The organism is Mesosutterella faecium, assembly GCF_022809315.2.
Classification (GTDB): domain Bacteria; phylum Pseudomonadota; class Gammaproteobacteria; order Burkholderiales; family Burkholderiaceae_F; genus Mesosutterella; species Mesosutterella faecium.
Map to the genome: position 1 here is coordinate 250,556 of NZ_JAKZJU020000001.1, position 22,069 is coordinate 272,624.

A 22,069-nucleotide genomic window follows, 5' to 3' on the forward strand; every position below is an offset into this window, starting at 1 on the left:
GGCGGGGGAAAAACGCTTCTCCCCCCCCCGCCCGAAGGGGCGGCGCGGAAAGCCCTCAGCCCGCCGTGAAGGCGTCGCTGTAGATGCGGTCCGGGGTGATCCCGGCCGCCTTGAGAGCAGCCGTGGCGTCAGCCACAAGCCTGCCGCTGCCGCACATGTAGGCGTCGAACCCCGAGGCGTCGGGATGGTCCGCGAGGAAAGCCTCCTGGACGTGGCCGCGCCGCCCGTCCCAGTCCGCCTCGCGGCTGAGCACGGGGCAGTAGTGGAACCAGTCGTGCTCGCGCTCCCAGCGGCGGCAGAGCTCGTCCATGTAGAGGTCGGCCTTCGTGCGGCCGCCCCAGTAGAGGTAGACCTGGTGGGGCTTCGCGGCGGGCAGCCGGATGTAGTTCTCGATCATCGCCTTGGCCGGCGCAAAGCCCGTGCCCGTCATGAGGAAGACCAGGTCGTGGTCGGTTCTCTTGTGCAGCCGGAATTCGCCCGAGGGGGCCGTGACCTTAAGCGTGTCGCCCGCCTTGAGGGGGCTGGCCGTGACGCCGAAGAACCGGTCGGTGAAGCGCCCTCCCTTCACGTGGCGGATGTGCAGCTCGATCACGCCCGCGACGGTGTCGCAGGCGATCGAGTAGCTGCGGCGCTCCTCGCCCTGCACGATGTCCACAAACTGCCCCGGCGTGAACACGACGGGGGCGCCGCAGGGGCGCAGCACGACGCGGATCACGTCGGGAGCGAGCCGCTCGCAGCTCTCCACCTTCATGTCGGCCGCGGCGACCAGCCGCTTCCAGGCGATCTCGATCTCGGCATCGCTCAGCGCCGAGGACGAGCAGCAGAGAATGTTCAGGCCGGAGGCCGGGTGCCCTTCGCTCGAGCCCGGGGCGTAGGCGAGAAACGACCCGGAGGCCACCTTGGCGCTGCAGGCTCCGCAGAAGCCGCTGCCGCAGGCGTGCGGCAGCTCGATGCCGGCCCTTTCGGCCGCCTTGAGAATTCTTTCTCCCGGCTCGGCCGGGAAGGAAACATCCGAACCCTTGATCCTGATTGTGTATGTCATCGTGTAGTCAGTCCTGTTGTCTTGCCCGGCGGCGCGGCGATGCTCCCGCCGCCGTCCGGGCGCCTCCTCTTAGCATATCATTGTGCCTTAAATCCAAAGCTTCCCTGCGGCCCGGCGCGCCGGCTTCAGGAAACGGACGGCAAAGCGCACGCCGCGCGCTCTTTCAGAACAGAGGAGAATTCAGATGAACGGTGTCGTTGAACAGCTGCAGGCCTCAGCCGCCGCCGCGGAAATCCGGCGGATGAAGTCGCTGCGCCCCCTCGTGCAGTGCATCACAAACGACGTGGTCCAGGAAGTGACTGCCAACGTGCTTCTGGCCTGCGGCATGTCGCCCGCCATGGTGCCGGGGCTGGAGGAGTGCGCCGAGTTCGCCCGCGGCGCGGCCGATGCGCTGCTTTGCAACGTGGGCACGCCGAACCGGGAGAACGTGCAGGCCATGAAGCTCGCGGCCGCGGCCGCCGCGGACGCGGGCAAGCCCTGGACGCTCGACCCGGTGGGAGCGGGCGGCACCGCCTGGCGCGACAAGGCGATCGAGGAGCTGATCGCGCTGCGCCCCACGGTGATCCGCGGAAACGGCTCCGAGATCCTCGCCGCCGCAGGGTTCGAGCACCGCTACAAGGGCGTCGACTCGCTCGACTCCAGCGCCTCGGCCCTGGAGGCCGCGCAGGCGCTCGCCGCGCGCTCCGGCTCCGTCGTCTGCGTGACCGGCGAGACGGACTACGTGACCGACGGCCGCAGGACGGTGTCGGTTTCGGGCGGCTGCGCCATGGTCACGCTCGTCGTGGGCACGGGCTGCGCGCTCTCGGCGATGGCCGCGGGCTTTGCGGCCGGAGCGTCCGACCCCCTCGCGAGCACCGCGGCCTGCTGCCTGCTCGCCAAGCGCGCGGCAGAGCGCGCGGGGCAGACGGCCCGCGCGCCCGGATCCTTCCACAACGCCTACCTCGACGCGCTTTACCTGCTCAGCCCTGAGGAAGCGGCCGGTCTGATGAGCGCCTGAGGCCAAGCGATGAACAGCGTGAACCTCGAGCTCTATCTCGTCCTCGACCCGGTGCTGTGCGGAGGCGAAGACGGCATGGTCCGAACCGCTCTTGAAGCCGTGCGGGGCGGCTGCACGATCGTGCAGCTGCGGGCCCCGGGCTGGAAAAAGCGCCGGCTCGCCGAGTGCGGGCGCGCGCTCCTGAAAGCGCTCGCCCCCTCGGGCACGCCGCTGATCGTCGACGACCACGTCGACGTCGCCCTCGCGATCGGCGCCCAGGGCGTGCACGTGGGCCAGCAGGACCTGCAGCCGCAGGACGCGAGGCGGCTGATGGGGCCGCGCGCGATCATCGGCTACTCGGTGTCCAGCGGGCGCGAGCTCGCGCTGTGCGCCCCGCTCGTGCAGGAGGGCGCCGTGGACTACCTCGGCATCGGCCCGGTCTGGGCCACCGCGACGAAGCCCGACGCGGCCTCCCCCCTCGGGCTTGCGGGCTTTGCCGAGCTTGCCGCCCGCAGGCCCTGCCCGGCGGTCGCCATCGGAGCGGTGAACGCCGGCAACGCGGCCTCGCTGGCCGGGGCCGGCGCGGACGGCCTTGCCGTGGTCTCGGCCATCTGCGGACAGCCCGACCCCAGGGCGGCCGCCGCCTTGCTGCTGCACGCCTTCCGACAGGGGCTTTCCCGCTAAAATGAAGGGATTCGGGACGCTGCAGGAAGCCCTCCTGAGGGCTCCTGCCGCTCTCCCCTCCCCCTTTCCGCAAGGACCGCAGGATCATGGCTTTTTTTTCTGGAAAAATTCCCGGCAGGCTGAAGTACCCCATCGAGACGGCCCGGACCGTCTGCCTCGTCAAGGCAGTCGAGACCTCGGAGGCCGGAAAGAAGTACTGGTCGCAGGAAGAAGCCTCGCAGGTCACGCGGGACCTGCTCTCGGAGACCTCCCGCTCGACGCCGCCCGCCCGCTTCATCGAGCAGCGCGCGCAGCTCGCCTACTCGCGCATGGCGAAAAAGTCGCACACGCTGCGGACCCTGAGGTTCGGGGGCAGCCCGGCCCTGGGCTACCTCACCTCGGCGGCGATCATTCTCTGCGCCTACCTGATCGGCGCTTTTGCTGAGCGGTTCTTTTCCTCCGGCTCGGAGGTGAACCTCTTTTCTCCCGTGTATGGCGCGCTCTGCCTCTGGAGCCTTTTCATCTACGCGCTGATGATCGTCTACGGCGCGCTCAGCCTCGTGCGCCGGCGGCACATGGAGCTGCCCTTCCGCACGGTGCTCGCGCGGCTCACCTCGGGGCTTGTCGCGCCGAAGCTGATCAGCTCGGGGCTGCGGCGGGCGTTCCTCGCCATCTGGGCGCCCGCCTGCCTGAGGCTCGCGCAGTTCCGGATCGCCCGGGTCTTCCACTGGGCTTTTCTCGCGCTCACGGCCGGAGTTGCCTCGAGCCTCATCGTGCGCGGGCTGGGCGGCACCTACATCATCGGCTGGGAGCTGCCGCTGTTTGACAGCGCGCCCGACCGGGTCTGCGAACTCTTCAGCCGCCTCTGGGGATGGATTCCCCAAGCGCTCAACCTGCCGCCCCTGCCGGACGTGGAGGGCGTGGCCGCCATGAGGCTCGACCGCATCGCGGCGGCGCCAGAGGCCGCCTCCCGGATCGCGCCCGCCTCGGCGTGGATGCCGCGGCTTTTCCTGCTGGCGCTTGTGCTGATCGTGATCCCGCGGCTGCTGCTGATCGCCTGGGACAGCGCGGCGCTGCGCCTGCTGAAGCGCCGCGTCGCCATTCCCGTGGATGACTATTTCCGCAGCCTTCTCGAACCCGGGGAGGAGCACGCCTCCGGGCCCGCCCCGGAGCCTGCGGCCGCAGGAGCGGAGAGCGCCGCCGGCCAGGCGGCCGAGTCTTCTCCCGCCGCCGCACCGAAGAAGGAAGCTCCCGCGAAGCAGGAAGGCGGCGCCGCCTGAAAGGCTTCCGTCGAAAGGCATCCTCTTTCCTGAGACTCCGGTTCGCTCTTCAAGGCGGGCCGGAGTTTTTTTCATCCCCCGGCCCGAAGCCCGCCCCGGAAGGAGCCGGAGTCCCAAGGCCGCCCCGCCCCTTTTCAGGGCGCCGCCCCGGAAATCCGCCTTGCCTTTTCCCCCAAAAGCCCTGCCGGCAGGCCCCGGGCCGCAAAGCCCCGCCTCCCTGCGGCGGCTCCGCCCGAAAGGGCCCGGGGGGCTTCAGACCCAAGCCAAAGCAGCCCAAAAAATATCCGGCTCCCCCGGAAAGGCCGGGAAAGCCGGATCAGCCGAAAGGCCCGGAAAGCGCTCCTTTCCCGGGGGCCCGCTGAAACCGGACCGCGGGCGGGAGGGAAAGGCTGCGCCGTCCCCCTTAGGGCACCATCTCGGAAATCTGCTGCTTGCGGGGCTTGTGCACGAGGTCCTCGCGCTTCACCTTCAGGTACATCGCAAGAGCCGCCGCCACGAACACGGAAGAGTAGACCGAGCAGCAGATGCCCACCGTCAGGGCGAGGGCGAAGTAGTGCAGGGCCGGCCCGCCGAACAGGTACATCGAGATCGTCATGCACAGCGTCGAGGAGTGCGTGATCACCGTACGGGAGATCGTCGCCGTAATGGCCGAGTTGATCACCTCGACGGTGCTCGCCCTGCGCATGGTCCTGAAATGCTCGCGGACGCGGTCGAAAATAATCACCGACTCATTCACGGAGTAGCCGAGCACCGCGAGGAGGCTCGTGAGCACCTGCAGCGAAAACTCCCACTGGAAGAAGGCAAAAAGGCCCAGCACGATCACAATGTCGTGCAGGTTGGCGATCACGGCCGAGACGGAGAACTTCCACTCGAAGCGGAAGGCGAGGTAAACCATGATGCCCAGCACGACCAGCGCGAGGGCGGTCGCCCCGTCGGTGGCGAGCTGCTGGCCCACCTGCGGCCCGACGAACTCGACGGAATGCTGCACCACGCCCGGAGTCTGCTCGGAGAGCACGGCCATCACCTGCTTGGCCTGCTCGCCGGAGCTCTCGCCCTTCTTGAGCGGGACGCGGATCAGCACGTCGCGCGCCGTCCCGTAGTTCTGGACGGAAGCTTCAGGAGAAATCTTCTCCACCAGCAGCTGCCGGACCTTGTCCGTATCGGCCGCCGCTGGATAGGTCACCTCCATCGTCGTGCCGCCGGTGAACTCAATGGAGAAGGCGAGTCCGCGGGTGGCGAGGAAGAAGACCGCAAGGCAGAACATAACGATCGAGAAGATATTCAGGTAAATCGAATACTTCATGAAGGGGATCGTTCTGTGGATCCGGAAAAATTCCATTTTGTCTCTCCTCCCTTACTGTCCGGAACCCGTGGTGCCGGCCGCGCCGGACTTCTTGGGATCGGGGCGCCAGATTTCGCCCACATGGATCTTCTTCAGGTGCTTCTGGCGGCCGTAGATGAGGTTCACCAGGCCGCGGGACACGAACACGCCGGTGAAGATCGAGGTGATGATGCCCAGGCAGTGCACGACGGCGAATCCGCGGATCGGGCCGGAGCCGAAGATGAGCAGCGCGATGCCGGCGATGAGCGAGGTGACGTTCGAGTCGACGATGGTGCCGAAGGCGCGGTCGTAGCCTTCCTTAATGGCCACCTGCGGGGTCTTCCACGCGCGCAGCTCTTCTCGGATGCGCTCGTTGATCAGCACGTTCGCGTCGACTGCCATGCCAATGGAAAGCGCGAGGGCGCCGATGCCCGGCAGCGTGAGCGTCGCCTGCATGAGCGAGAGGATCGCGATGATCAGCAGCACGTTGAAGAACAGGCAGAAGGCGGAAATCAGGCCGAAGACCTGGTAGTAGAGCGCCATGAATATCGCGACGACGATGAAGCCGTAGACCGACGAGCGGAAGCCCGCCTCAATATTGGCCTGCCCGAGGCTCGGGCCCACGAGGCGCTCCTCGACGATCTCCATCGGGGCCGCGAGGGATCCGGCGCGCAGCAGCAGCGCCGTGTCGGTTGCCTCGATCGTGGTCATGGCCCCGGAGATCTGCACGTGCCCGCCGCCGATTTCCTGGCGGATCACAGGCGCGGTCACCACCTGTCCGTGGCCCTTCTCAAAGAGAATGATCGCCATGCGCTTGCCGACGTTGTCGCGGGTCACTTCCTTGAAGATGCGGGCGCCCTTGTTGTCGAGCGTGAGGTTCACGGTCGGCTCCTGGGTCTGCGGGTCAAAGCCCGGCTGGGCGTCCTGGAGGTTTTCGCCGGTGAGCACCACGCGGCGGCGCACGAGCACCTGGTGGTTCTCGCGGTCGGTGAAGAGCTCGTCGCCGAAGGGGACGGTGCCGGAGGCCATCTGCGTGTAGGCTTCCGGCGTGTCGTCCACCATGCGGATTTCAAGGGTCGCGGTGCGTCCGAGGATGTCCTTCGCCTTGGCGGTGTCCTGCACGCCCGGCAGCTCGACCACGATGCCGGTGGCGCCCTGCTGGGCGATCACCGGCTCGGCCACGCCGAGCTCATTGATTCGATTGCGCAGCGTTCCGATGTTCTGCTTGATGGCGTAGTCCTGAACGTCACGGATCGCCTTCTCGGACATCGTCGCGCGGACGATGTAGTCGCTGCCGTCGCGGCCGGTGGTGAAGGTCATGTCAGGCTGCGAGAGGCGCATCTGGTCGTAGCCGCGGTCGCGCTGGGTCTCGTCGGCGAACTTCACGACGATCTCGCTGCCGCGCCGGTCGATGCCCGTCTGGCGGATGTCCTTGTCGCGCAGCAGCGTGCGCAGGTCAGCCGCATTGGACTCGACGCGCTTTTCGATGGCCGCCTTCATGTCGACTTCGAGGCGGAAGTGCACGCCGCCGCGCAGGTCGAGGCCGAGGTAGGTGGGCTTGCCGCCGATCGCCGCGAGCCAGTCGGGCGTGTTCGGCACGAGATTCAGGGCAATCACGTAATCCGCGTTGCTCGGGTCGGGATTGAGCGCCTTCTCGAGCGCCTCGCGTCCCTTGAGCTGCAGCTCCGTGTCGGTCACGCCGAACTTCACGCGCACGCTGGAGCTCACCTGCTGCGAGCCCTCTTCGAACTTCACGCTCTCGGTCTTGATGCCTGCCGCCTTGAGCGCCGCTTCGACCTGCGTCATCGTCTGGGCGGTCACCTTCACGGTTGCCTTTCCGGAGGAGACCTGGATGGCAGGCGACTCGCCGAAGAAATTAGGCAGCGTGTAGAGAATGCCGATGACGAGGGCGAACAGGATGACGATGTATTTCCAGATTGGATAACGATTCATCTTGACTACCCCAAATCCGGCGCGGAGCGCGCCGAACCTGAAAAAAACAGAGCAGGCGAACCCGGGGCGGATTCACCTGCAGCCGGGGCTGCCGCCCCGTGCCGGGGCCGGAGTCCCGGCCTGCCCTTGAGCCCTGGAAGAGTCCGCAGGCTTAGAACTTCACCGTGCCCTTGGGCAGGACGTTGGCCACGGTCTGACGCGACAGCTGCAGCGTCACGGCCTTGCCGTCGACCTGGGCGATCTGGATCCTGATGTTCGCGTTGTCGAGCGCCGTCACCTTGCCCATGAGGCCGCCGGCGGTCATCACCTCGTCGCCCGTCTTGAGCCCGTCCACCATCTTCTGGTGCTCCTTGGCGCGCTTCTGCTGCGGCCGGATGAGGAACAGCCAGAAAACGACGATGATGAGGATGAGGGGCACGAACTGCATCGCGGCAGCGGCGGCGCCGCCCGCGGCGGCATCGGCCGCCAAGGCATCGGTAATGAAAAGCATGAATACTCCGGTTTTAAATGGGCGGCCCGCCCCAGTGGAGGGCGCGCGGGCCGCAGGAAAAAATAATCTGCTGATTATAAAAGAAGGAGTGGCGGGATGCAGGAAGACCGCGCACTCCCCGCGCCGGGGCCTCAGCCGATCCCGCGGCTGCGGTCCTCGTAGAACTTCGCCTTCCACTGCTCGAAGCACCCCTTGTCGAGCGCATCGCGCATCTCCTGCATCAGCGTGAGGTAGAAGTGCAGGTTGTGGATGGTGTTGAGCCGCGCCCCCAGGATTTCGCCCGCCTTGTGCAGGTGGTGCAGGTACGAGCGGTCGAAATGCCGGCACGTGTAGCAGCCGCACCCCTCGTCAAGAGGCTTGAGGTCGGCCGCGTAGCGCGCGTTCTTGATCTTGATGTCCCCGTAGCGCGTGAAAAGCCACCCGTTGCGGGCGTTGCGCGTCGGCATCACGCAGTCGAACATGTCGATGCCGTTGGAGACCCCCTCGACCAGGTCCTCGGGAGTGCCCACGCCCATCAGGTAGCGGGGACGGTCCTCGGGCAGCTGGTGCACGATCTCGGACTCGATCCGGTTCATGACCTCCTTGGGCTCTCCCACCGAGAGGCCGCCCACGGCGTAGCCGTCGAACCCGATGTCGACCAGCCCCTGGAGCGACTCCTCGCGCAGCTTCTCGTACATGCCGCCCTGCACGATGCCGAACAGGGCGTTGGGATTGCCGAGCCGCCTGAACTCGTCGCGGCAGCGCCGCGCCCAACGCAGCGACATCCGCATGGAGTCGGCCGCCTCGCGCTCGGTGGCCGGGCGGCCGTCGATCTCGTAGGGCGTGCACTCGTCGAGCTGCATCACGATATCGGAATTGAGGCAGGTCTGGATCCTCATCGACTCTTCGGGCGAGAGGAAAAGCCTGCGGCCGTCAATCGGGGAGGCGAACTTCACGCCCTCCTCGGTGATCTTGCGCAGCCCCTTGAGGGAGAACACCTGAAAGCCGCCCGAATCCGTAAGGATCGGCCGGTCCCAGTGCATGAAGCGGTGCAGCCCGCGGTGCAGCCCGATCACATCGAGGCCGGGCCGCAGCCACAGGTGGAACGTGTTGCCGAGGATGATCTGGGCTCCGTTGTCGAGGAGCTCCTCGGGCGTCATGGACTTCACCGTGCCGCAGGTGCCGACCGGCATGAAGATCGGGGTCTGCACCACGCCGTGGTTGAGGGTGAGCTCGCCGCGCCGGGCCTTGCCCGAGCGCGCGAGGACTTTAAAGGATAATCCCATGTGCGGGTGCTCCGTTAAGAGGCCTGAGGCGCGTTTTCCAGGAACATGGCGTCGCCGTACGAGAAGAAGCGGTAGCGCTGCTCGATCGCGTGGCGGTAGGCCGAGAGGATGCGCTCGCGCCCGGCGATGGCCGACACCAGCATGACGAGCGTCGACTTCGGAAGGTGGAAGTTCGTGATCAGCGCGTCGATCGTGCTGAAGCGGTAGCCCGGCGTGATGAAAAGCGTCGTGTCGCGGGAGCCCGGCCGGATGCGGCCCGGGGCCACCGCCGCAGCCTCCAGCGTGCGCAGCGACGTCGTGCCGACGGCCACCACGCGGCGCCCCTCGGCTTTCGCGCGGTTCACCTTTTCGGCCACCTCCTCGCTCACCGAGTACCACTCGGAGTGCATCTTGTGCTCGGAGATCTTCTCCTCGCGCACCGGCTGGAAGGTCCCCGCGCCGACATGCAGCGTCACATAGGCCTCCTCGACGCCCTTCGCGCGGAGCTCCTCGAGCAGCTCCTTCGTGAAATGCAGCCCGGCGGTCGGCGCGGCCACGGCGCCCGGGATCTTCGCGTAGACGGTCTGGTACGTCGACTCGTCGGCCGCGTTCGCGTCGCGCTCGATGTAGGGCGGCAGAGGCGTCTTGCCGAACCGGTCGAGGCAGGACAGCACCGCCTCGGGGAACTCGAGCTCGAAGAACTCGCCCTCGCGCCCGAGCACCTTCACCTCGAGCCGCTCCCCTTCCGGGTTTTCAAAAACAACGGTCGAGCCGGGCTTGGGCGACTTGCTCGCCCGGATCATCGCGATCGCGCTTTTCTCGCCCGTCACGCGCTCGATCAGGGCCTCGACCGCGCCGCCCGTCGCCTTGTGGCCGCGGAGCCGGGCCTTGATCACGAAGGTGTTGTTCATGACCATGAGGTCGCCGGGGCGCAGCAGCTTCACGATGTCGTGGAAAACCAGGTCCTCGAGGCCCCCCTGCGGAATCACATGCAGCAGCCTGCATTCGTCGCGGTTTTCAAGGGGGTACTGTGCAATCAGCTCCTGGGGGAGCTCGAAATCGAAGTCGGAAAGGTATTGTTCGGTCATGGCTTGACTGGCCAGAGGTAAGGAAAGGGGGCTTATTATAAACGGAAGGAAGGCGGAAGGCCTTGCCGCCTCCCGGCCGTTTTGGCATAATCCAAAACCTGCTACCGCCCGGGTGGCGAAATGGTAGACGCAGCGGATTCAAAATCCGCCGGTTAACAGCCGTGAGGGTTCGAATCCCTCTCCGGGCACCATGTTTCTATTTTAAAATCAAAAACTTAAACTGTTTTTGATTTTCCCCTTTCCTCCCCTTCTTCCCCGCCGCAGGGCCGGGAGCCTCCCCCTTTGCGGCCCGCCGCAGCCCGCTCCTCAGAAAAAAACGTCTCCGGCCCGGCCTCTGCGCCCGGAATTTTTCTGCGCGGCCCCGCGGGCCGCGCAGGCCGCCCTACAGGAACTGGGCCCCGATGATCCCCATCAGCATGAGCGGAATGTTGAAAACGAGGAAGGTGGGCACGCAGGTGTCCCAGATGTGGTCGTGCTGGCCGTCCGCGTTCAGGCCGCTCGTGGGCCCGAGCGTGCTGTCCGAGGCGGGGCTGCCCGCGTCGCCCAGGGCGCCTGCGGCGGTCATCAGCAGCACGGTGGCCGGCAACGAAAAGCCCACGGCCGAGCAAAGCGGCACGTAGATCACGGCCAGGATCGGGACGGTGCCGAAGGAGGTGCCGATGCCCATCGTCACGATGAGGCCGATCACGGTGATGATCGCGGCCGCGAGAATTCTGCTCGAGCCGATGAAGGGCACCACGCCCTCGACGAGCTCCTTCACCGCGCCCGTCTCCTTGAGCACCGCGGCGTAGCCGCCCGCGATCAGCATCACAAAGGCGATGAGGCCCATCATCGAAATGCCGCTGTCGATCCGGGAGTCAAGCTCGCTGAAGCGGAAGGCCTTGCCCACCATCATCACGGTGAGGCCGAGCAGCGCCGCAAGCGGCAGCGACTCGAGCGTCACCTGCACCACGACGGCGAGCAGAATCGCGGCGAGCGTGACCCAGTGCTTCGCGGTGAGCCTGCCGCCGCGGGGGGCTTCCGCGAGCGTGGCGTCGAGCGGCACGTCGCGGTAGGCGCGGGGCCGCCGGTAGAGCACGAACACCGCGAAGAGCAGCCCCGCGAGCATGGACAGCCCGAGCAGCCAGGCCACCGAGGCGACGTCCGAGACCGTGGTCTTCATGCCGCTCGAGGTCATGCTGTCGGCGACGATGCCCTGGAAGATGAGCCCGAAGCCCACGGGCAGCGAGATATAGGGCGCGGTGAGCCCGAAGCCGAGCGAGCAGGCGATCGCGCGCCGGTCGAGCTTCATTTTGTTCATCAGCGCGAGCAGCGGCGGAATGAGCAGCGGGATGAAGGCGATGTGCACCGGCACCACGTTCTGCGACAGGCAGGAGATGAAGGCGATTGTGAGGCAGAACACGACGGGCCGGTGCGCCATGTGCCGCCCCAGCCAGTCGACCAGCAGCTGCATGAGGCCGGTCTTCGCGATGGAAACGGCGAACGTCCCGAGAAGAATGTAGGAGAGGGCCGTCGTCGCGTTGCCCGAAAAGCCGTTGGCGAGCACCGTCATCGTCTTGGTGAGCCCGAGTCCTCCTGCGACGCCTGCCGCGATCGCCGCGACGAGCAGCGAGATGAGAACGTTCACTTTGGCGAGGCAGAGCACGCAAAGCAGGACGACGGAGAGAATGATCGGATTGAGGACGAGGTCCATCAGCGGCTCCCGTTTGTGAAGAAATGTATCTCAAGCATACCCGAAGGCTCCCCCTTCCTGCATCAGGCCGGGGGCGGCAGCTGCTGCGGGCCGGCCCCTGAGGCGAGGGGGAACCAGAGCGTGATCCGGGCTCCGCCCTCGGGCAGGTTCTCGGCCCGGATGCGCCCGCGGTGGGCCTCGACCGTAAGGCTCGCGAGCGTGAGCCCGAGCCCGGCCTGCTCGGCGCCCTCGAGCGCCTCGGCGTCGGTGCCCTCGCTGTTGATCAGCCGCAGCAGGAACTCAGGCAGCCCGCGGCCGTGGTCCCGCACGGAGAACTCGACCCCGCCCGAGGCGCGCTGCACGGACACGGCCACCGCGGTGCCGCGCGGGGAGAACTTGTCGGCGTTGTCGATCAGGCATTCGAGCGCCCGGCGCACCAGCATCGGCTCGAGCTCCAGCTCGGGGATCTCGCCCCGCACCACGGTCTCTATCGTCTTGCCGTAGCCCTGGGCCCAGGCCCGGCGCGCGACCTCGTTGAGCAGCCCCGGCACCGAAACCCGCTCGGTGCGCAGCTTCACGTTGCCCGCCTGCAGCCTGGAGAGCTCCTTCAGGTTGCCGGTGAGCCTCTGGAGCATCGAGGCCTGGGAGCGGATCGCCGCCGCCCCTTCCTTTTCATAGGACGTCCCCGGGGGCGCCTTGAGGATGCGCTCCGCGGTCTTCGCGATCAGGGCGACGGGCCGCGAGAGGTCCTGGATCACCGCTCCGATCAGGGCGGCCCTCGTGCGCTCGGCCTCGCCCTTCACGAGCGCGTCGCGGGCGATGCCGGCGTAGTCGATGCGCTCGAGCGTCTGCGCGATCTGCGCGGCGCAGGCGTCGAGCAGCCGCTTGTTGTCGGGATCGGAGAACAAAAAGGCGCCCGAGGGGCGGATCGCGAGCACGCCCCAGCTTTTCTTCGAGGCGAGCAGCGGCACGGTCCGTTCGGGCGAGGCCGACAGGGTCTGGGTGCCCAGGCCCGCCTCCTTGCCGTGGTCGAAGCTCCACTGCGCGACCTCGATGTCCGCGTCGCCCGCCGAGTCGACGTAGGCGAGCTCCCCGGTCCGGTCGGGCAGCGCGAGCCTGATATCGGACTTGAGCAGCGGCGACAGGTGCGTCCTCACCACCTTCGAGACCTGTCCGGGGGTGAGCGCGGTGGCGAGCTCGCGCGCGAGCCCCGCCACCGCGGAGCTGCGGAAGTCGCGCGTGCAGGCGAGGTCCGCCTCGCGCCGCAGCCTCCCGGACATGTGCCCGACCCAGACCGCGGTGAGCAACACCAGCCCGAAGGTGAAGAGGTACTGGGGGTTGTTCGCCGTGAACTCAAAGACCGGGGGCATGTAGAAGTAGTCAAAGCAGAAGCCCGCCGCCACCACGGCCCAGACGGCCGGGCCGATGCCCCACAGGGCCGAGACGAACACGGCAAGCAGGAACACGACGATGATGACGTTGGCGGGCTCGAACACGGTGAGCAGCGCCGCGGCCGCGGCCATGACGGCCGCGCAGGCGAGCGTCGCCCACAGGTAGTTCACCGGCGGAACCCCGCCCGAGGCGAGCAGCTCCGAGCGCCTGCGCTCCCTCGGGGTCTCGAGGGCGATCTGCACGATGTCGAGGTCCGGGTAGGAGCGCAGCAGCCGGTCGGCGATCCCCGGCCTGAAAAGCGAGCGGACCGTGCGCGCCCTCGCCCCGAGCACCACCTTGGTGACGTTGCGCTTTCTCGCGTACCGGGCGATGAGCCCGGCCCGGTCGCTGCCCGAGAGCACCGTGGTCTCGGCCCCGAGCTGCGCGGCGAGGTTGAGGTTGTCGAAGCTCCTTTTGCGCAGCTTCATGTCCGAGGCGGCCGGATCCTCCACATGCACCGCTATCCACTCGGCCTTCATCCGGTTCGCCATCCGAGCGGCCTCGCGCACCACGCGCGCGCTCTCCTCGCTCGAGCCCACGGCAACGAGAATCCGCTCCTGGGCCTCCCAGACCCGGTCGATCGAGCGCTGCTCGCGCCACGCCCTCATCTGTGCGTCGACGCGGTCGGCGGTGCGGCGCAGCGCGAGCTCGCGCAGCGCGATGATGTTGCCCTCGCGGAAAAAGCCCCTCGCCGCCCTTTCCGCGACGTTGGGCAGGTAAATCTTGCCCTCGGCGAGCCGCCGCAGCAGCTCCGCGGCGGGCAGGTCGACCAGCTTCACCTCCCAGGCTTCGTCAAACACCCAGTCCGGCACCGTCTCCCGGACCTTGATGCCGGTGATGCCCGCCACGACGTCGTTCAGGCTCTCGAGGTGCTGGACATTGAGCGCGGTGTAGACGTCGATGCCCTCGTCGAGCAGCTCCTCGACATCCTGCCAGCGCTTTCTGTGGCGGCTGCCCGGCAGGTTCGTGTGCGCGAGCTCGTCGAGCACGAGAAGCGCCGGGCGGCGCCTGAGCGCGGCCTGCATGTCGAATTCGTGGAGGGTGCTGCGGCCGGGCAGGCTGCGCTTGGGCAGGATTTCGAACCCCTCGAGCAGCGCCGTCGTCTCGGGCCGGCCGTGCGTCTCGGCCAGCCCCACCACGACGTCCACGCCGGCCTTGAGCCGCTCCTTCGCCTCCTGCAGCATGGCGTAGGTCTTGCCCACGCCCGCGCAGGCGCCGAAAAAGATCTTGAGGCGGCCGCGCCCCCTGTCCTTCTCCTCCTTTTTCAGAGAGGCCAGCAGGGCGTCCGGGTCGGGCCTCTTGTCGCGCTCTTTGTCGTCCATAGCGTCAGCTCCTCTTCGGTTGGGGCGGGATGCTCTTTCCGGGGCGGTTCAGCGCCTTGCGGCGCCCCGCTTCGTCCTGCCCCGCGCGGCCTTGCCGCGGGCGGGCTCCGCGGCGGGGTAAAGCCGGTCAAGCTCCAGGTTGATCCGCAGCACGTTCACCCGCTTTTCGCCCAGGAAATGCAGCAGAGGCTTTTCCGTGCAGTCCTTCACGAGCCGGCGGATCTTTGCGGGCGGAACGCGCCTCGCGCGGGCGACGCGCTGAACCTGCCAGAGCGCGGCCTCGACGGTGATGTGGGGATCGAGCCCCGAGCCCGAGGCGGTGACCAGGTCCTGGGGCACGGGGCCTTTCGCCCCGGGGTTGTCCCTGCGCTGGTCGGCGGCGCGCTCCTGCACCTTCTCGAGCAGCCACACGCTCGCGGGCCCCTCGTTGCTGCCGCCCGAGACCATGGCGTTGTTCGGCCCGCCGGGGCTCGCGCTCGGGCGCCCGTGGAAATAGCGCGCCTCGCTCCAGTCCTGCGCGATCAGGGCGCTGCCCACCGGAACGCCGTTCCTGTAGACGAGCGAGCCGTTCGCCTGCTCCGGGAACCAGTACTGGGCCGCCACGGTGACGAGGACCGGATAGAGCACGCCGCAGACCGCCCCGAGCATCAGGAAGGACAGGAGCGCGTTTTTCAAAGCCTTCAGCATGCTTTCGTGTCCCTCCCGCTCATCAGTAAAGCCCCATGTAAAAAAGCACGAGGTCGATCGCCTTGATCAGCACGAAGGGGACGGCGAGGCCCCCCAGGCCGAAGACGATCACGTTGCGGCGCAGCAGCTTCATGGGCGAGGCCGCGCGCGTCGAGACGCCGCGGATCGCCACCGGGATCAGCAGGAACATGACCAGCGCGTTGAAGATCACCGTCGAGAGCACCGCGCTCACGGGCGAGGCGAGGTGCAGGAAGTTGAGCACCTCGAGCTCCGGGTAGGTCACGGAAAACGCAGCCGGAATGATCGCGAAGTATTCGGCGATCACGTTGCTCACGGCGAATATCGTGATCGCCCCGCGGGTGAGCATCATCTGCTTGCCGATGTCGATGATGTCGAGCAGCTTCGTGGGATTGGAGTCGAGGTCGATCATGTTGCCCGCCTCCTTGGCCGCCTGGGTGCCGTTGCCCATCGCCACCGCCACGTCGGCCATCGCGAGCGCCGGCGCGTCGTTGGTGCCGTCGCCGCTCATGGCGACGAGCCTGCCTTCGGACTGCAGGCGGCGGATGATGGTGAGCTTGTCCTCGGGGTTCGCGTCCCCGATGAAGTCGTCGACGCCCGCCTCTGCGGCGATGGCCGCGGCGGTGTACTTGTTGTCGCCGGTGAGCATCACCGTGCGGATGCCCATCTCGCGCAGGCGCTTGAAGCGGTCGCGGATCCCCCTCTTCACCACGTCCTTGAGCTCCACGATGCCGAGCACCCGGTCGTTGTCGGCCACGATAAGCGGGGTGGACCCGCGCCGGGCGGCGGAGACCGACTTCTGGGCGATCTCGGGCGGAACCGCGGCGCCCATGCCCTGCAGCCACTGCGCTATGGCGTCCATCGAGCCCTTGCGGATCCTGCTGCCCTCGAAGTCAATGCCCGACATGCGCGTCTGGGCGCTGAAGGCGAAGAATTTCGCGCCCTTGTAAAAATTGACGTCGTGCTTCACGTTGTAGCGCTCGCGCGCGAGCCTCACGATCGAGCGCCCCTCCGGCGTCTCGTCGGCAATCGAGGCGGCCGCCGCGGCCTCCGCCAGCTCGAGCACGGTCACCCCCGGGCTGGGAAGAAAGGCGATCGCCTCGCGGTTTCCCACCGTGATCGTCCCGGTCTTGTCGAGCAGCAGCACGTCCACGTCGCCCGAAGCCTCCACCGCCCGGCCCGACATCGCGATGACGTTCGCCTTCATCATGCGGCTCATGCCTGCCACGCCGATGGTCGAGAGCAGTCCCGCGATCGTAGTCGGGATCACGCACACGAGGAAGGCGACCGCGGTGATGACCCGCACCGGCAGCCCGTGCCCCCCGTGGTTCGTCGCGTAAAAGGAAAAGGGCACCAGCGTCGAGCACGACAGCAGCAGGATCACCGTCATCGAGGTGAGCAGGATCGTGAGCGCGACCTCGTTGGGGGTGCGCCTCCTGCTCGAGCCGTCCACCATCGAGATCATCTTGTCGAGGAACGAGTCGCCCTGGTCGACGCTCACGCGCGCGATCAGCCGGTCGGAGAGCACCCGGGTGCCGCCCACGACGAGGTTCGAGCCCTCGCGGGGCTCGCGCACGACCGGGGCGGACTCGCCGGTCACGGCCGACTCGTCGACTGCGGCGACGCCCTCGATCACCTCCGCGTCGGCCGGGATGATGTCCCCGGGCTCGATGAGCAGCAGGTCGCCCTTCTTCAGGTTCTCCGCGAGCACGAGCTCAGGCGAGGCGGCCTCGGAGACCGAGCGGATGCGCTTGGCGAGGATTTCGCTGCGGGTGCCGCGCAGGGCGGTGGCCTGCGCCCGCCCGCGCTCCTCGGCGAGCGCCTCGGAGAAATTGCCGAGCCAGATGATGATCCAGAGCCAGACCGCGAGCGAGAACGCGAAGAAGGTCTCGCTCAGATGCCCCTCGGGCACGGGGGTGGGGAAGATCCACTCGTAGACGGCGAGGATCGTGACCACCACGGCCGCCGTCCAGACGACGAACATGACCGGGTTGCGCATGACCGCCACGGGGTTGAGCCTGTAGAGGGCGAGCCCGAGGCACTGGAGCACGAGCTTCGGAGTGAAAAGCCGCCTTCGCAGCAGCCTGGCGGCATCGCGGTCTTCTTCCTGCATCGCCTCAGGCTCCTCCCCAGAAAAGCCGGATGCCCTCGACCACCGGCCCGAGCGAGAGCGCGGGCAGGTAGGTGATGATCGAGATCACCACGGCGACCAGGATGAAAATGAGGGAGAAGACCGGGCCGTCGGTGCTGATGCCCTGGGCGGAATGGGTCACCCGGGGCTTGGAGGCCATGTTGCCTGCCACGGCGAGCAGCGCGGTCATCGTGAAAAGGCGGCTCACCCACATGCAGATGCCGAGCGCCGTGTTGTAGAAGGGCGAGTTCGCCGCGAGCCCGCCGAAGGCGGCCCCGTTGTTGTTCGAAACCGAGGAGAAGGCAAAGAGGATCTCGGTGAAGCCGTGCGGGCCGGAGGAGGTCACGGCGTTCGTGCCGGCCTCGGTCACGCAGGCCACCGCGGTGCCGATGAGCGTGCAGATCGCCGGCACGAGCAGCGCCACGCACACCATCTTCATGTCGTAGGCGTCGATCTTCTTGCCGATGTAGCGGGGCGTGCGCCCGATGAGCATGCCCAGCACGAAAACCGCGACGATGGCGAGCCCGAGCATCGTGTAAAGGCCGGAGCGGGCGCCCCCGAAGACCACGTCGCCCAGCTCGATCAGCCAGAGCACGACCCCGCCGCCCAGCGGCAGCATCGAGTCGTAGGAGCCGGCGGCCGAACCCGCGGAGCTCGCCGCCGAGGTCGCGGAGAACAGCGAGGTGAGCATCGTCCCGAGCCGCACCTCCTTGCCCTCCATGTTGCCGAAGCCGGGCGAGACGCCCTGCGCGGTGATGAGGGGATTGGCGCGCCCCTCCGACCAGGCGATGAGCAGGAACGCCGCGGTGAAGACGAGCGCCATGCCGAAAAGGATGGAAAAGCCCTCGCGCACGTTGCCCGTCATGCGCCCGTAGGCGAACACGAGGCTGCTCGCCATGAGCAGCATCATGACGATCTGCACGAGGCAGATGAAGGCGGTGGGCGTCGCGAACGGGTGGGCGGAGTTCGCGTTGAAGAAGCTGCCGCCGGTCACGGTGAGCAGCCGCAGCGCCTCCTGCGAGGCCGCGGGGCCCACCGCGATGTGCTGCGTCGCCCCCTCGAGCGTCTTCAGGGTGATCATGGCCTGGTCGGTCTGCACGCAGCCCTGGGAGACGAAAAGCAGCGAGACGAGAAACGCCGAGGGCACCATGAGCCAGAGCACGCAGCGCACCATGTCCTGCCAGGCGTTGCCGAGCGAGGGCTCGCGGCTCTGCACGAGCCCCCGCGCGAAGGCAAACGCGGCGACCACGCCGATCGAGGACGACAGGAACACGAGCACCGTGAGCCCCACGGTCTGCGAGAGCAGGCTCATCGTGCTCTCGCCCGCGAAGGACTGCCAGGTCGTGCTCGTGGAGAAGGACACGGCCGCGTTGAAGGCGAGGTCGGGCGAGAGCCCCGGATAGTGCAGGGGGTTGAGGGGCAGGAGGTCCTGGAAGCGGAAGATGAGGTAGGCGGCCACCGTCCCCACGACGGTGAGCGCGATGAGCGACAGGCAGTACTCGTGCCAGTCCATCGGCCTGCGCCCGCTCTCGCCCAGCGGAAAGAGAAAGACGCCCTCCACGCGGCGCATCCAGGCAAAGCGCCCCGCGAGCCTGCCGCTGAACACCGCGTCCATGTACAGGCCGAGAGGCACGCTCGCGGTGAAGATCACCGCGAAGACCCCGAGCAACAGGAAGACCGCGGAAAGTTTCATCAGTCAAGCAGCTCCGCGTTGAACAGCACGGCAAGGAGGTAGATCAGCACGAGCGCTGCGGCGATGCCCCCCAGCCACAGGATCCAGGCCGGGTCAGTCATCTGCGCCCCCTGTATTTGCGGCAAATGCCGAGGAAAACCAGCGCGAGCCACACCAGGGCGGCGAAAAGCGCCGCGTAGAGAACGTCGCCCATATCATCCCCCCTCCCCCCGGCCGCCGCTGCCGAGCCGCTCGATCCGCTGCTGCGACACGGCTCCGAGGAAATTCCGGGCCGGCCCGCGGCCGGGGATCACGGCTTCGGGATCGAGCTCGAGCAGCGGCTCGAGCACGAAGGCCCGCTCGTGCATCCTCGGATGCGGCACGACAAGCTCCGGCGCGAGGCTGATCTGAAGCCCGCCGTAGAGCTCGAGGTCCAGGTCGATCGTCCGCGGCGCGTTGTGCACGCCGGGCGGCCTCACGCGCCCGAGCTCGCGCTCGATCTGCTGCAGGCCGTGCAGCAGCTCCAGCGGCGGCAGCGTCGTCTCGACCAGGGCCGCCGCGTTCGTGTAGTCGGGCCCACCGGCGTCCACCGGGGCGCTGCGGTAGAGGCTGCTCATCCGCACCGAGAGCACGCCCGGCAGCGAGGCGATCCGGCGCGCCGCCTCCCGAAGCGCCGCGGGCGCGTCGCCGAGGTTCGCGCCAAGCCCGACGCAGGCCGTCACCGGAGAGCGCTCTGTCATCGCCTCAGCCCTCCCTCACGTCCGGATCGGCCTTGGCCGGCCGGTAGGGGCGCTGCTGGCGCGTGAGCTTCCGGTCGGATTCCGGCGGCACGAAAAACGTGGTCGGGGCCTCGGGGGCCTTCGCGCGGCTGCGGCGCCGCCTCGGGCCGCGCAGGCGCCTGCGGCCCCCGGCCGCGTCCCCGGCTTCCTCGCCCTGCGGGCGCGGGATCGGCCCCTGGCCGGGCTGCGGATTGAGGGCGAGGGAGGCGGCCTCGGCGGGCTGCAGGGGCGAGGCCCGCCGCTTTGCGGAGCCGGCCCTGCGGGCCTCCTTTTCGGCCTCCGCGACCAGCGCGTGGCGTTCCTGCTCGTCGGCCTCGTAGAAGTTCTTCCACCACTGCACGACCTCGATCGGGACCTGGCCGATCTGCGCACGCAGCATCATGAAGTCGTAGGCCGCGCGGTACTTGGGGTGCTCGACCAGCCCGAAGGGCGCCTTGCCGTAGCGGCGCTCGAAGCGGTACTGCAGCATCCAGATGAGGCGGATGTCGGCGATGTAGCGGCGCTGGATCGTGAGGTCGCGGCACTGGCTGTCAAGCACGAGCCCGCTCGCGTCGTAGAGCGCCTGGGGGCGGCTCTCGCCCTTGGCGATGAAGGAGTTCCAGCGCTTGAGCGTCTGCGGCCACAGCAGCGTCGCAAAAAGGAAGGCGGGCGAGGTTTTCTTGCCCGCATTGATGCGCTCGTCGGTCCTCTGGAGAGCGAGCATCAGGAATTTCTCGCCCTCGGAGGCGGTGTCCATCAGGTCGAGCACCGGCAGCAGCCCGTGGTGCAGCCCCTCGCGCTTGAACTCCCTGATGCAGGCCAGGGCGTGGCCGCTCGTGAGCAGCTTGATGATTTCGTCAAAGAGCCGCGCGTCGGGCACGTTCTTGAGCAGCGGGGCCATCTTCGGGATGGGGCGCCGCGTCTCCTCGTCGATGCGGAAGCCGAGCTTCGAGGCGATGCGCACCGCCCGCATCATCCTCACCGGGTCCTCGCGGTAGCGCACCTCGGGGTCGCCGATGATGCGCAGGCACTTCGCGCGAAGATCCTCGTAGCCGTTGTGGTAATCGAGGATCTCCTGGGTGGCGGGGTTGTAGTAGAGCGAGTTGATCGTGAAGTCGCGGCGGGCCGCGTCCTCCCACATCTCGCCGTAGATGTTGTCGGAGATCACGCGCCCGTTCTCGTCCTTGCGCACGCCCTGGGTGTCGAGCGAGCGGAAGGTCGCGCATTCAATCACCTCGCGGCCGAAAATCACATGCACGAGCTTGAAGCGCCGGCCGATGATGATCGCGCGCCGCTCGCAGGCCTTCACCTGCTCGGGCGTCGCGTCGGTGGCGACGTCGAAGTCCTTCGGCGTCACCCCGAGCAGCATGTCGCGGACCGCGCCGCCGACGATGTAGGCCTTGAAGCCGCGCCGCTGCAGCGCCTCGCAGGTCCGTATCGCCTGCCAGGCGACGAGCTTCGGGTCGATGCCGTGGACCGAGGCCGGAATGATCCTCGGAGTCTTCTGAACCTGCGTGCCGGCCGTCACGCCGAGCATGTTCCTTACCTTGCGTACAAAAGTCTGAAAAACTGCCATTTCTTTATTTTCATCAAGAGCCCGCCCTTCAGGCCGAAGGCTGCGGGCGGGCGTCATCCTGGCCTTCCTCCGCGCGCTTCGGGGCGAAGCACTGGCGCACGAGCGCGCGGGTGACGCGCCGGGAAGTCTTCAGCGCGTAGCGCTCCACCTCGAACACCGCCTCGGTGAGCGTGCCCATGTCGCGCGGCAGGTGCAGCAGCAGCCACTGCCGGGCGTCGTCCGGCAGCTCGATCCTGCTGTCGCGGGCGATCTTGGCGAGCGCCCGGTCCTTCTGCTCGTCGGTGAGCGGCCGCACCTGGAACACGAGCCCCCAGGACAGCCTCGAGAGCACGTCCGGACGGCCCTTCATCTGGGAGGGCGGGCGGCTGCCCGCCGTGACGAGGCAGTAGTCCGGAACCCCGCCGCTGCCGGGGTGCGCGTGCACCTCGTTCATGAGATCGAAGAGCTGCTGCTGCTCGGGCTCGGAGAGCTCGTCGACGTCGTCGACCGTGTAGATGCGCCTGCCGGGCGCGAACCGGGGCACCCGCTCAAATCCCGCGAGGGGATCGATCGCGTGCAGAAGGTGCGTGCGGCCCACGCCGGCCCCGCCCCAGATGTAAATGAACTGGGCGGAAGGCCGGGCGTTCTCGACTGCGGAGAGCACGGCGACGAGCTCAGCGTTGTCGCCTACGGCGAAATTGCCAAGACTCGGCGCCGGCCGGATCTGCAGGTCCAGTGTGAGCTGCTCTTGTGCCATTTAAAGCGG

18 protein-coding genes and 1 tRNA gene are annotated in these 22,069 nt (G+C 67.7%); 4 read left to right on the forward strand and 15 right to left on the reverse strand.

Annotated elements, in window-relative coordinates:
- Window positions 1-55 precede the first annotated feature (55 nt).
- Window positions 56-1,042: a 2Fe-2S iron-sulfur cluster-binding protein gene (locus tag MUN46_RS01155; RefSeq protein WP_243375779.1), complete on the reverse strand. Its 987-nt coding sequence runs from the start codon at window positions 1,040-1,042 to the stop codon at window positions 56-58.
- Between the two features lie 184 nt (window positions 1,043-1,226).
- Here MUN46_RS01155 and thiM point away from each other — a divergent pair, with 184 nt between their 5' ends.
- The 3 genes from thiM to MUN46_RS01170 all read left to right on the forward strand — a co-directional run bounded on the left by thiM (window position 1,227) and on the right by MUN46_RS01170 (window position 3,961).
- A complete protein-coding gene (thiM, locus tag MUN46_RS01160) occupies window positions 1,227-2,039 on the forward strand; it encodes a hydroxyethylthiazole kinase (protein ID WP_243375780.1) in 813 nt (270 codons plus the stop codon).
- A 9-nt stretch (window positions 2,040-2,048) separates the two neighbouring features.
- Window positions 2,049-2,702, forward strand: coding sequence for a thiamine phosphate synthase (gene thiE / locus MUN46_RS01165; protein ID WP_243375781.1), 654 nt, complete (start codon window positions 2,049-2,051; stop codon window positions 2,700-2,702).
- 86 nt (window positions 2,703-2,788) lie between these two features.
- Window positions 2,789-3,961 (forward strand): DUF2868 domain-containing protein, encoded by a 1,173-nt coding sequence (locus tag MUN46_RS01170; protein WP_243375782.1) that lies wholly within the window; start codon window positions 2,789-2,791, stop codon window positions 3,959-3,961.
- A gap of 403 nt (window positions 3,962-4,364) precedes the next feature.
- Here the strand turns inward: MUN46_RS01170 and secF are convergent, their stop codons facing one another.
- The 5 genes from secF to queA all read right to left on the reverse strand — a co-directional run bounded on the left by secF (window position 4,365) and on the right by queA (window position 10,057).
- Entirely contained in the window at window positions 4,365-5,300 is a 936-nt protein-coding gene (gene secF / locus MUN46_RS01175) for a protein translocase subunit SecF (RefSeq protein WP_243375783.1), read from the reverse strand.
- Between the two features lie 15 nt (window positions 5,301-5,315).
- Window positions 5,316-7,235: a protein translocase subunit SecD gene (secD, locus tag MUN46_RS01180; RefSeq protein ID WP_243375784.1), complete on the reverse strand. Its 1,920-nt coding sequence runs from the start codon at window positions 7,233-7,235 to the stop codon at window positions 5,316-5,318.
- Window positions 7,236-7,386: 151 nt separating this feature from the next.
- Complete coding sequence (gene yajC, locus MUN46_RS01185; RefSeq protein WP_243375785.1) at window positions 7,387-7,725, reverse strand: preprotein translocase subunit YajC; 339 nt, start codon at window positions 7,723-7,725, stop codon at window positions 7,387-7,389.
- Window positions 7,726-7,856: 131 nt separating this feature from the next.
- Entirely contained in the window at window positions 7,857-8,990 is a 1,134-nt protein-coding gene (tgt, locus tag MUN46_RS01190) for a tRNA guanosine(34) transglycosylase Tgt (RefSeq protein WP_243375787.1), read from the reverse strand.
- Window positions 8,991-9,004: 14 nt separating this feature from the next.
- Window positions 9,005-10,057, reverse strand: coding sequence for a tRNA preQ1(34) S-adenosylmethionine ribosyltransferase-isomerase QueA (queA, locus tag MUN46_RS01195; protein WP_243375788.1), 1,053 nt, complete (start codon window positions 10,055-10,057; stop codon window positions 9,005-9,007).
- 106 nt (window positions 10,058-10,163) lie between these two features.
- On the opposite strand from queA, the gene MUN46_RS01200 reads away from it, so the two are divergent.
- Window positions 10,164-10,248: transfer RNA gene (locus tag MUN46_RS01200), tRNA-Leu, on the forward strand.
- Between the two features lie 191 nt (window positions 10,249-10,439).
- On the opposite strand, the gene MUN46_RS01205 is transcribed toward MUN46_RS01200, so the two are convergent.
- The 9 genes from MUN46_RS01205 to MUN46_RS01245 all read right to left on the reverse strand — a co-directional run bounded on the left by MUN46_RS01205 (window position 10,440) and on the right by MUN46_RS01245 (window position 22,060).
- Window positions 10,440-11,750, reverse strand: a complete 1,311-nt coding sequence (locus MUN46_RS01205) for a Na+/H+ antiporter family protein (RefSeq protein ID WP_243375790.1) — start codon at window positions 11,748-11,750, stop codon at window positions 10,440-10,442.
- A 62-nt stretch (window positions 11,751-11,812) separates the two neighbouring features.
- Window positions 11,813-14,482: a sensor histidine kinase gene (locus tag MUN46_RS01210; protein ID WP_243375791.1), complete on the reverse strand. Its 2,670-nt coding sequence runs from the start codon at window positions 14,480-14,482 to the stop codon at window positions 11,813-11,815.
- A 48-nt stretch (window positions 14,483-14,530) separates the two neighbouring features.
- Complete coding sequence (kdpC, locus tag MUN46_RS01215; protein ID WP_243375792.1) at window positions 14,531-15,169, reverse strand: potassium-transporting ATPase subunit KdpC; 639 nt, start codon at window positions 15,167-15,169, stop codon at window positions 14,531-14,533.
- Window positions 15,170-15,191: 22 nt separating this feature from the next.
- Complete coding sequence (gene kdpB, locus MUN46_RS01220; RefSeq protein WP_243375793.1) at window positions 15,192-17,300, reverse strand: potassium-transporting ATPase subunit KdpB; 2,109 nt, start codon at window positions 17,298-17,300, stop codon at window positions 15,192-15,194.
- A gap of 4 nt (window positions 17,301-17,304) precedes the next feature.
- A complete protein-coding gene (gene kdpA / locus MUN46_RS01225; protein WP_243375794.1) occupies window positions 17,305-19,011 on the reverse strand; it encodes a potassium-transporting ATPase subunit KdpA in 1,707 nt (568 codons plus the stop codon).
- Window positions 19,011-19,112, reverse strand: a complete 102-nt coding sequence (locus MUN46_RS01230) for a potassium-transporting ATPase subunit F (protein WP_243375795.1) — start codon at window positions 19,110-19,112, stop codon at window positions 19,011-19,013. Before MUN46_RS01230 ends, kdpA begins: the two co-directional genes overlap by 1 nt.
- A 93-nt stretch (window positions 19,113-19,205) precedes the next feature.
- Window positions 19,206-19,730 (reverse strand): 2-amino-4-hydroxy-6-hydroxymethyldihydropteridine diphosphokinase, encoded by a 525-nt coding sequence (gene folK / locus MUN46_RS01235; protein WP_243375796.1) that lies wholly within the window; start codon window positions 19,728-19,730, stop codon window positions 19,206-19,208.
- Window positions 19,731-19,734: 4 nt separating this feature from the next.
- Complete coding sequence (gene pcnB, locus MUN46_RS01240; RefSeq protein ID WP_243375797.1) at window positions 19,735-21,324, reverse strand: polynucleotide adenylyltransferase PcnB; 1,590 nt, start codon at window positions 21,322-21,324, stop codon at window positions 19,735-19,737.
- Between the two features lie 28 nt (window positions 21,325-21,352).
- Complete coding sequence (locus MUN46_RS01245; protein ID WP_243375798.1) at window positions 21,353-22,060, reverse strand: HdaA/DnaA family protein; 708 nt, start codon at window positions 22,058-22,060, stop codon at window positions 21,353-21,355.
- Between the last annotated feature and the right edge of the window lie 9 nt (window positions 22,061-22,069).

What these genes read in the sequence shown, in the direction of transcription:
- MUN46_RS01210 (WP_243375791.1), bottom strand. Translation starts at nt 14,482, where the DNA reads ATGGACGACAAAGAGCGCGACAAGAGGCCCGACCCGGACGCCCTGCTG.
- yajC (WP_243375785.1), bottom strand. Translation starts at nt 7,725, where the DNA reads ATGCTTTTCATTACCGATGCCTTGGCGGCCGATGCCGCCGCGGGCGGC.
- thiM (WP_243375780.1), top strand. Translation starts at nt 1,227, where the DNA reads ATGAACGGTGTCGTTGAACAGCTGCAGGCCTCAGCCGCCGCCGCGGAA.
- MUN46_RS01155 (WP_243375779.1), bottom strand. Translation starts at nt 1,042, where the DNA reads ATGACATACACAATCAGGATCAAGGGTTCGGATGTTTCCTTCCCGGCC.
- secD (WP_243375784.1), bottom strand. Translation starts at nt 7,235, where the DNA reads ATGAATCGTTATCCAATCTGGAAATACATCGTCATCCTGTTCGCCCTC.
- kdpB (WP_243375793.1), bottom strand. Translation starts at nt 17,300, where the DNA reads ATGCAGGAAGAAGACCGCGATGCCGCCAGGCTGCTGCGAAGGCGGCTT.
- kdpC (WP_243375792.1), bottom strand. Translation starts at nt 15,169, where the DNA reads ATGCTGAAGGCTTTGAAAAACGCGCTCCTGTCCTTCCTGATGCTCGGG.
- folK (WP_243375796.1), bottom strand. Translation starts at nt 19,730, where the DNA reads ATGACAGAGCGCTCTCCGGTGACGGCCTGCGTCGGGCTTGGCGCGAAC.
- MUN46_RS01205 (WP_243375790.1), bottom strand. Translation starts at nt 11,750, where the DNA reads ATGGACCTCGTCCTCAATCCGATCATTCTCTCCGTCGTCCTGCTTTGC.
- queA (WP_243375788.1), bottom strand. Translation starts at nt 10,057, where the DNA reads ATGACCGAACAATACCTTTCCGACTTCGATTTCGAGCTCCCCCAGGAG.
- MUN46_RS01170 (WP_243375782.1), top strand. Translation starts at nt 2,789, where the DNA reads ATGGCTTTTTTTTCTGGAAAAATTCCCGGCAGGCTGAAGTACCCCATC.
- kdpA (WP_243375794.1), bottom strand. Translation starts at nt 19,011, where the DNA reads ATGAAACTTTCCGCGGTCTTCCTGTTGCTCGGGGTCTTCGCGGTGATC.
- MUN46_RS01245 (WP_243375798.1), bottom strand. Translation starts at nt 22,060, where the DNA reads ATGGCACAAGAGCAGCTCACACTGGACCTGCAGATCCGGCCGGCGCCG.
- thiE (WP_243375781.1), top strand. Translation starts at nt 2,049, where the DNA reads ATGAACAGCGTGAACCTCGAGCTCTATCTCGTCCTCGACCCGGTGCTG.
- tgt (WP_243375787.1), bottom strand. Translation starts at nt 8,990, where the DNA reads ATGGGATTATCCTTTAAAGTCCTCGCGCGCTCGGGCAAGGCCCGGCGC.
- MUN46_RS01230 (WP_243375795.1), bottom strand. Translation starts at nt 19,112, where the DNA reads ATGACTGACCCGGCCTGGATCCTGTGGCTGGGGGGCATCGCCGCAGCG.
- pcnB (WP_243375797.1), bottom strand. Translation starts at nt 21,324, where the DNA reads ATGGCAGTTTTTCAGACTTTTGTACGCAAGGTAAGGAACATGCTCGGC.
- secF (WP_243375783.1), bottom strand. Translation starts at nt 5,300, where the DNA reads ATGGAATTTTTCCGGATCCACAGAACGATCCCCTTCATGAAGTATTCG.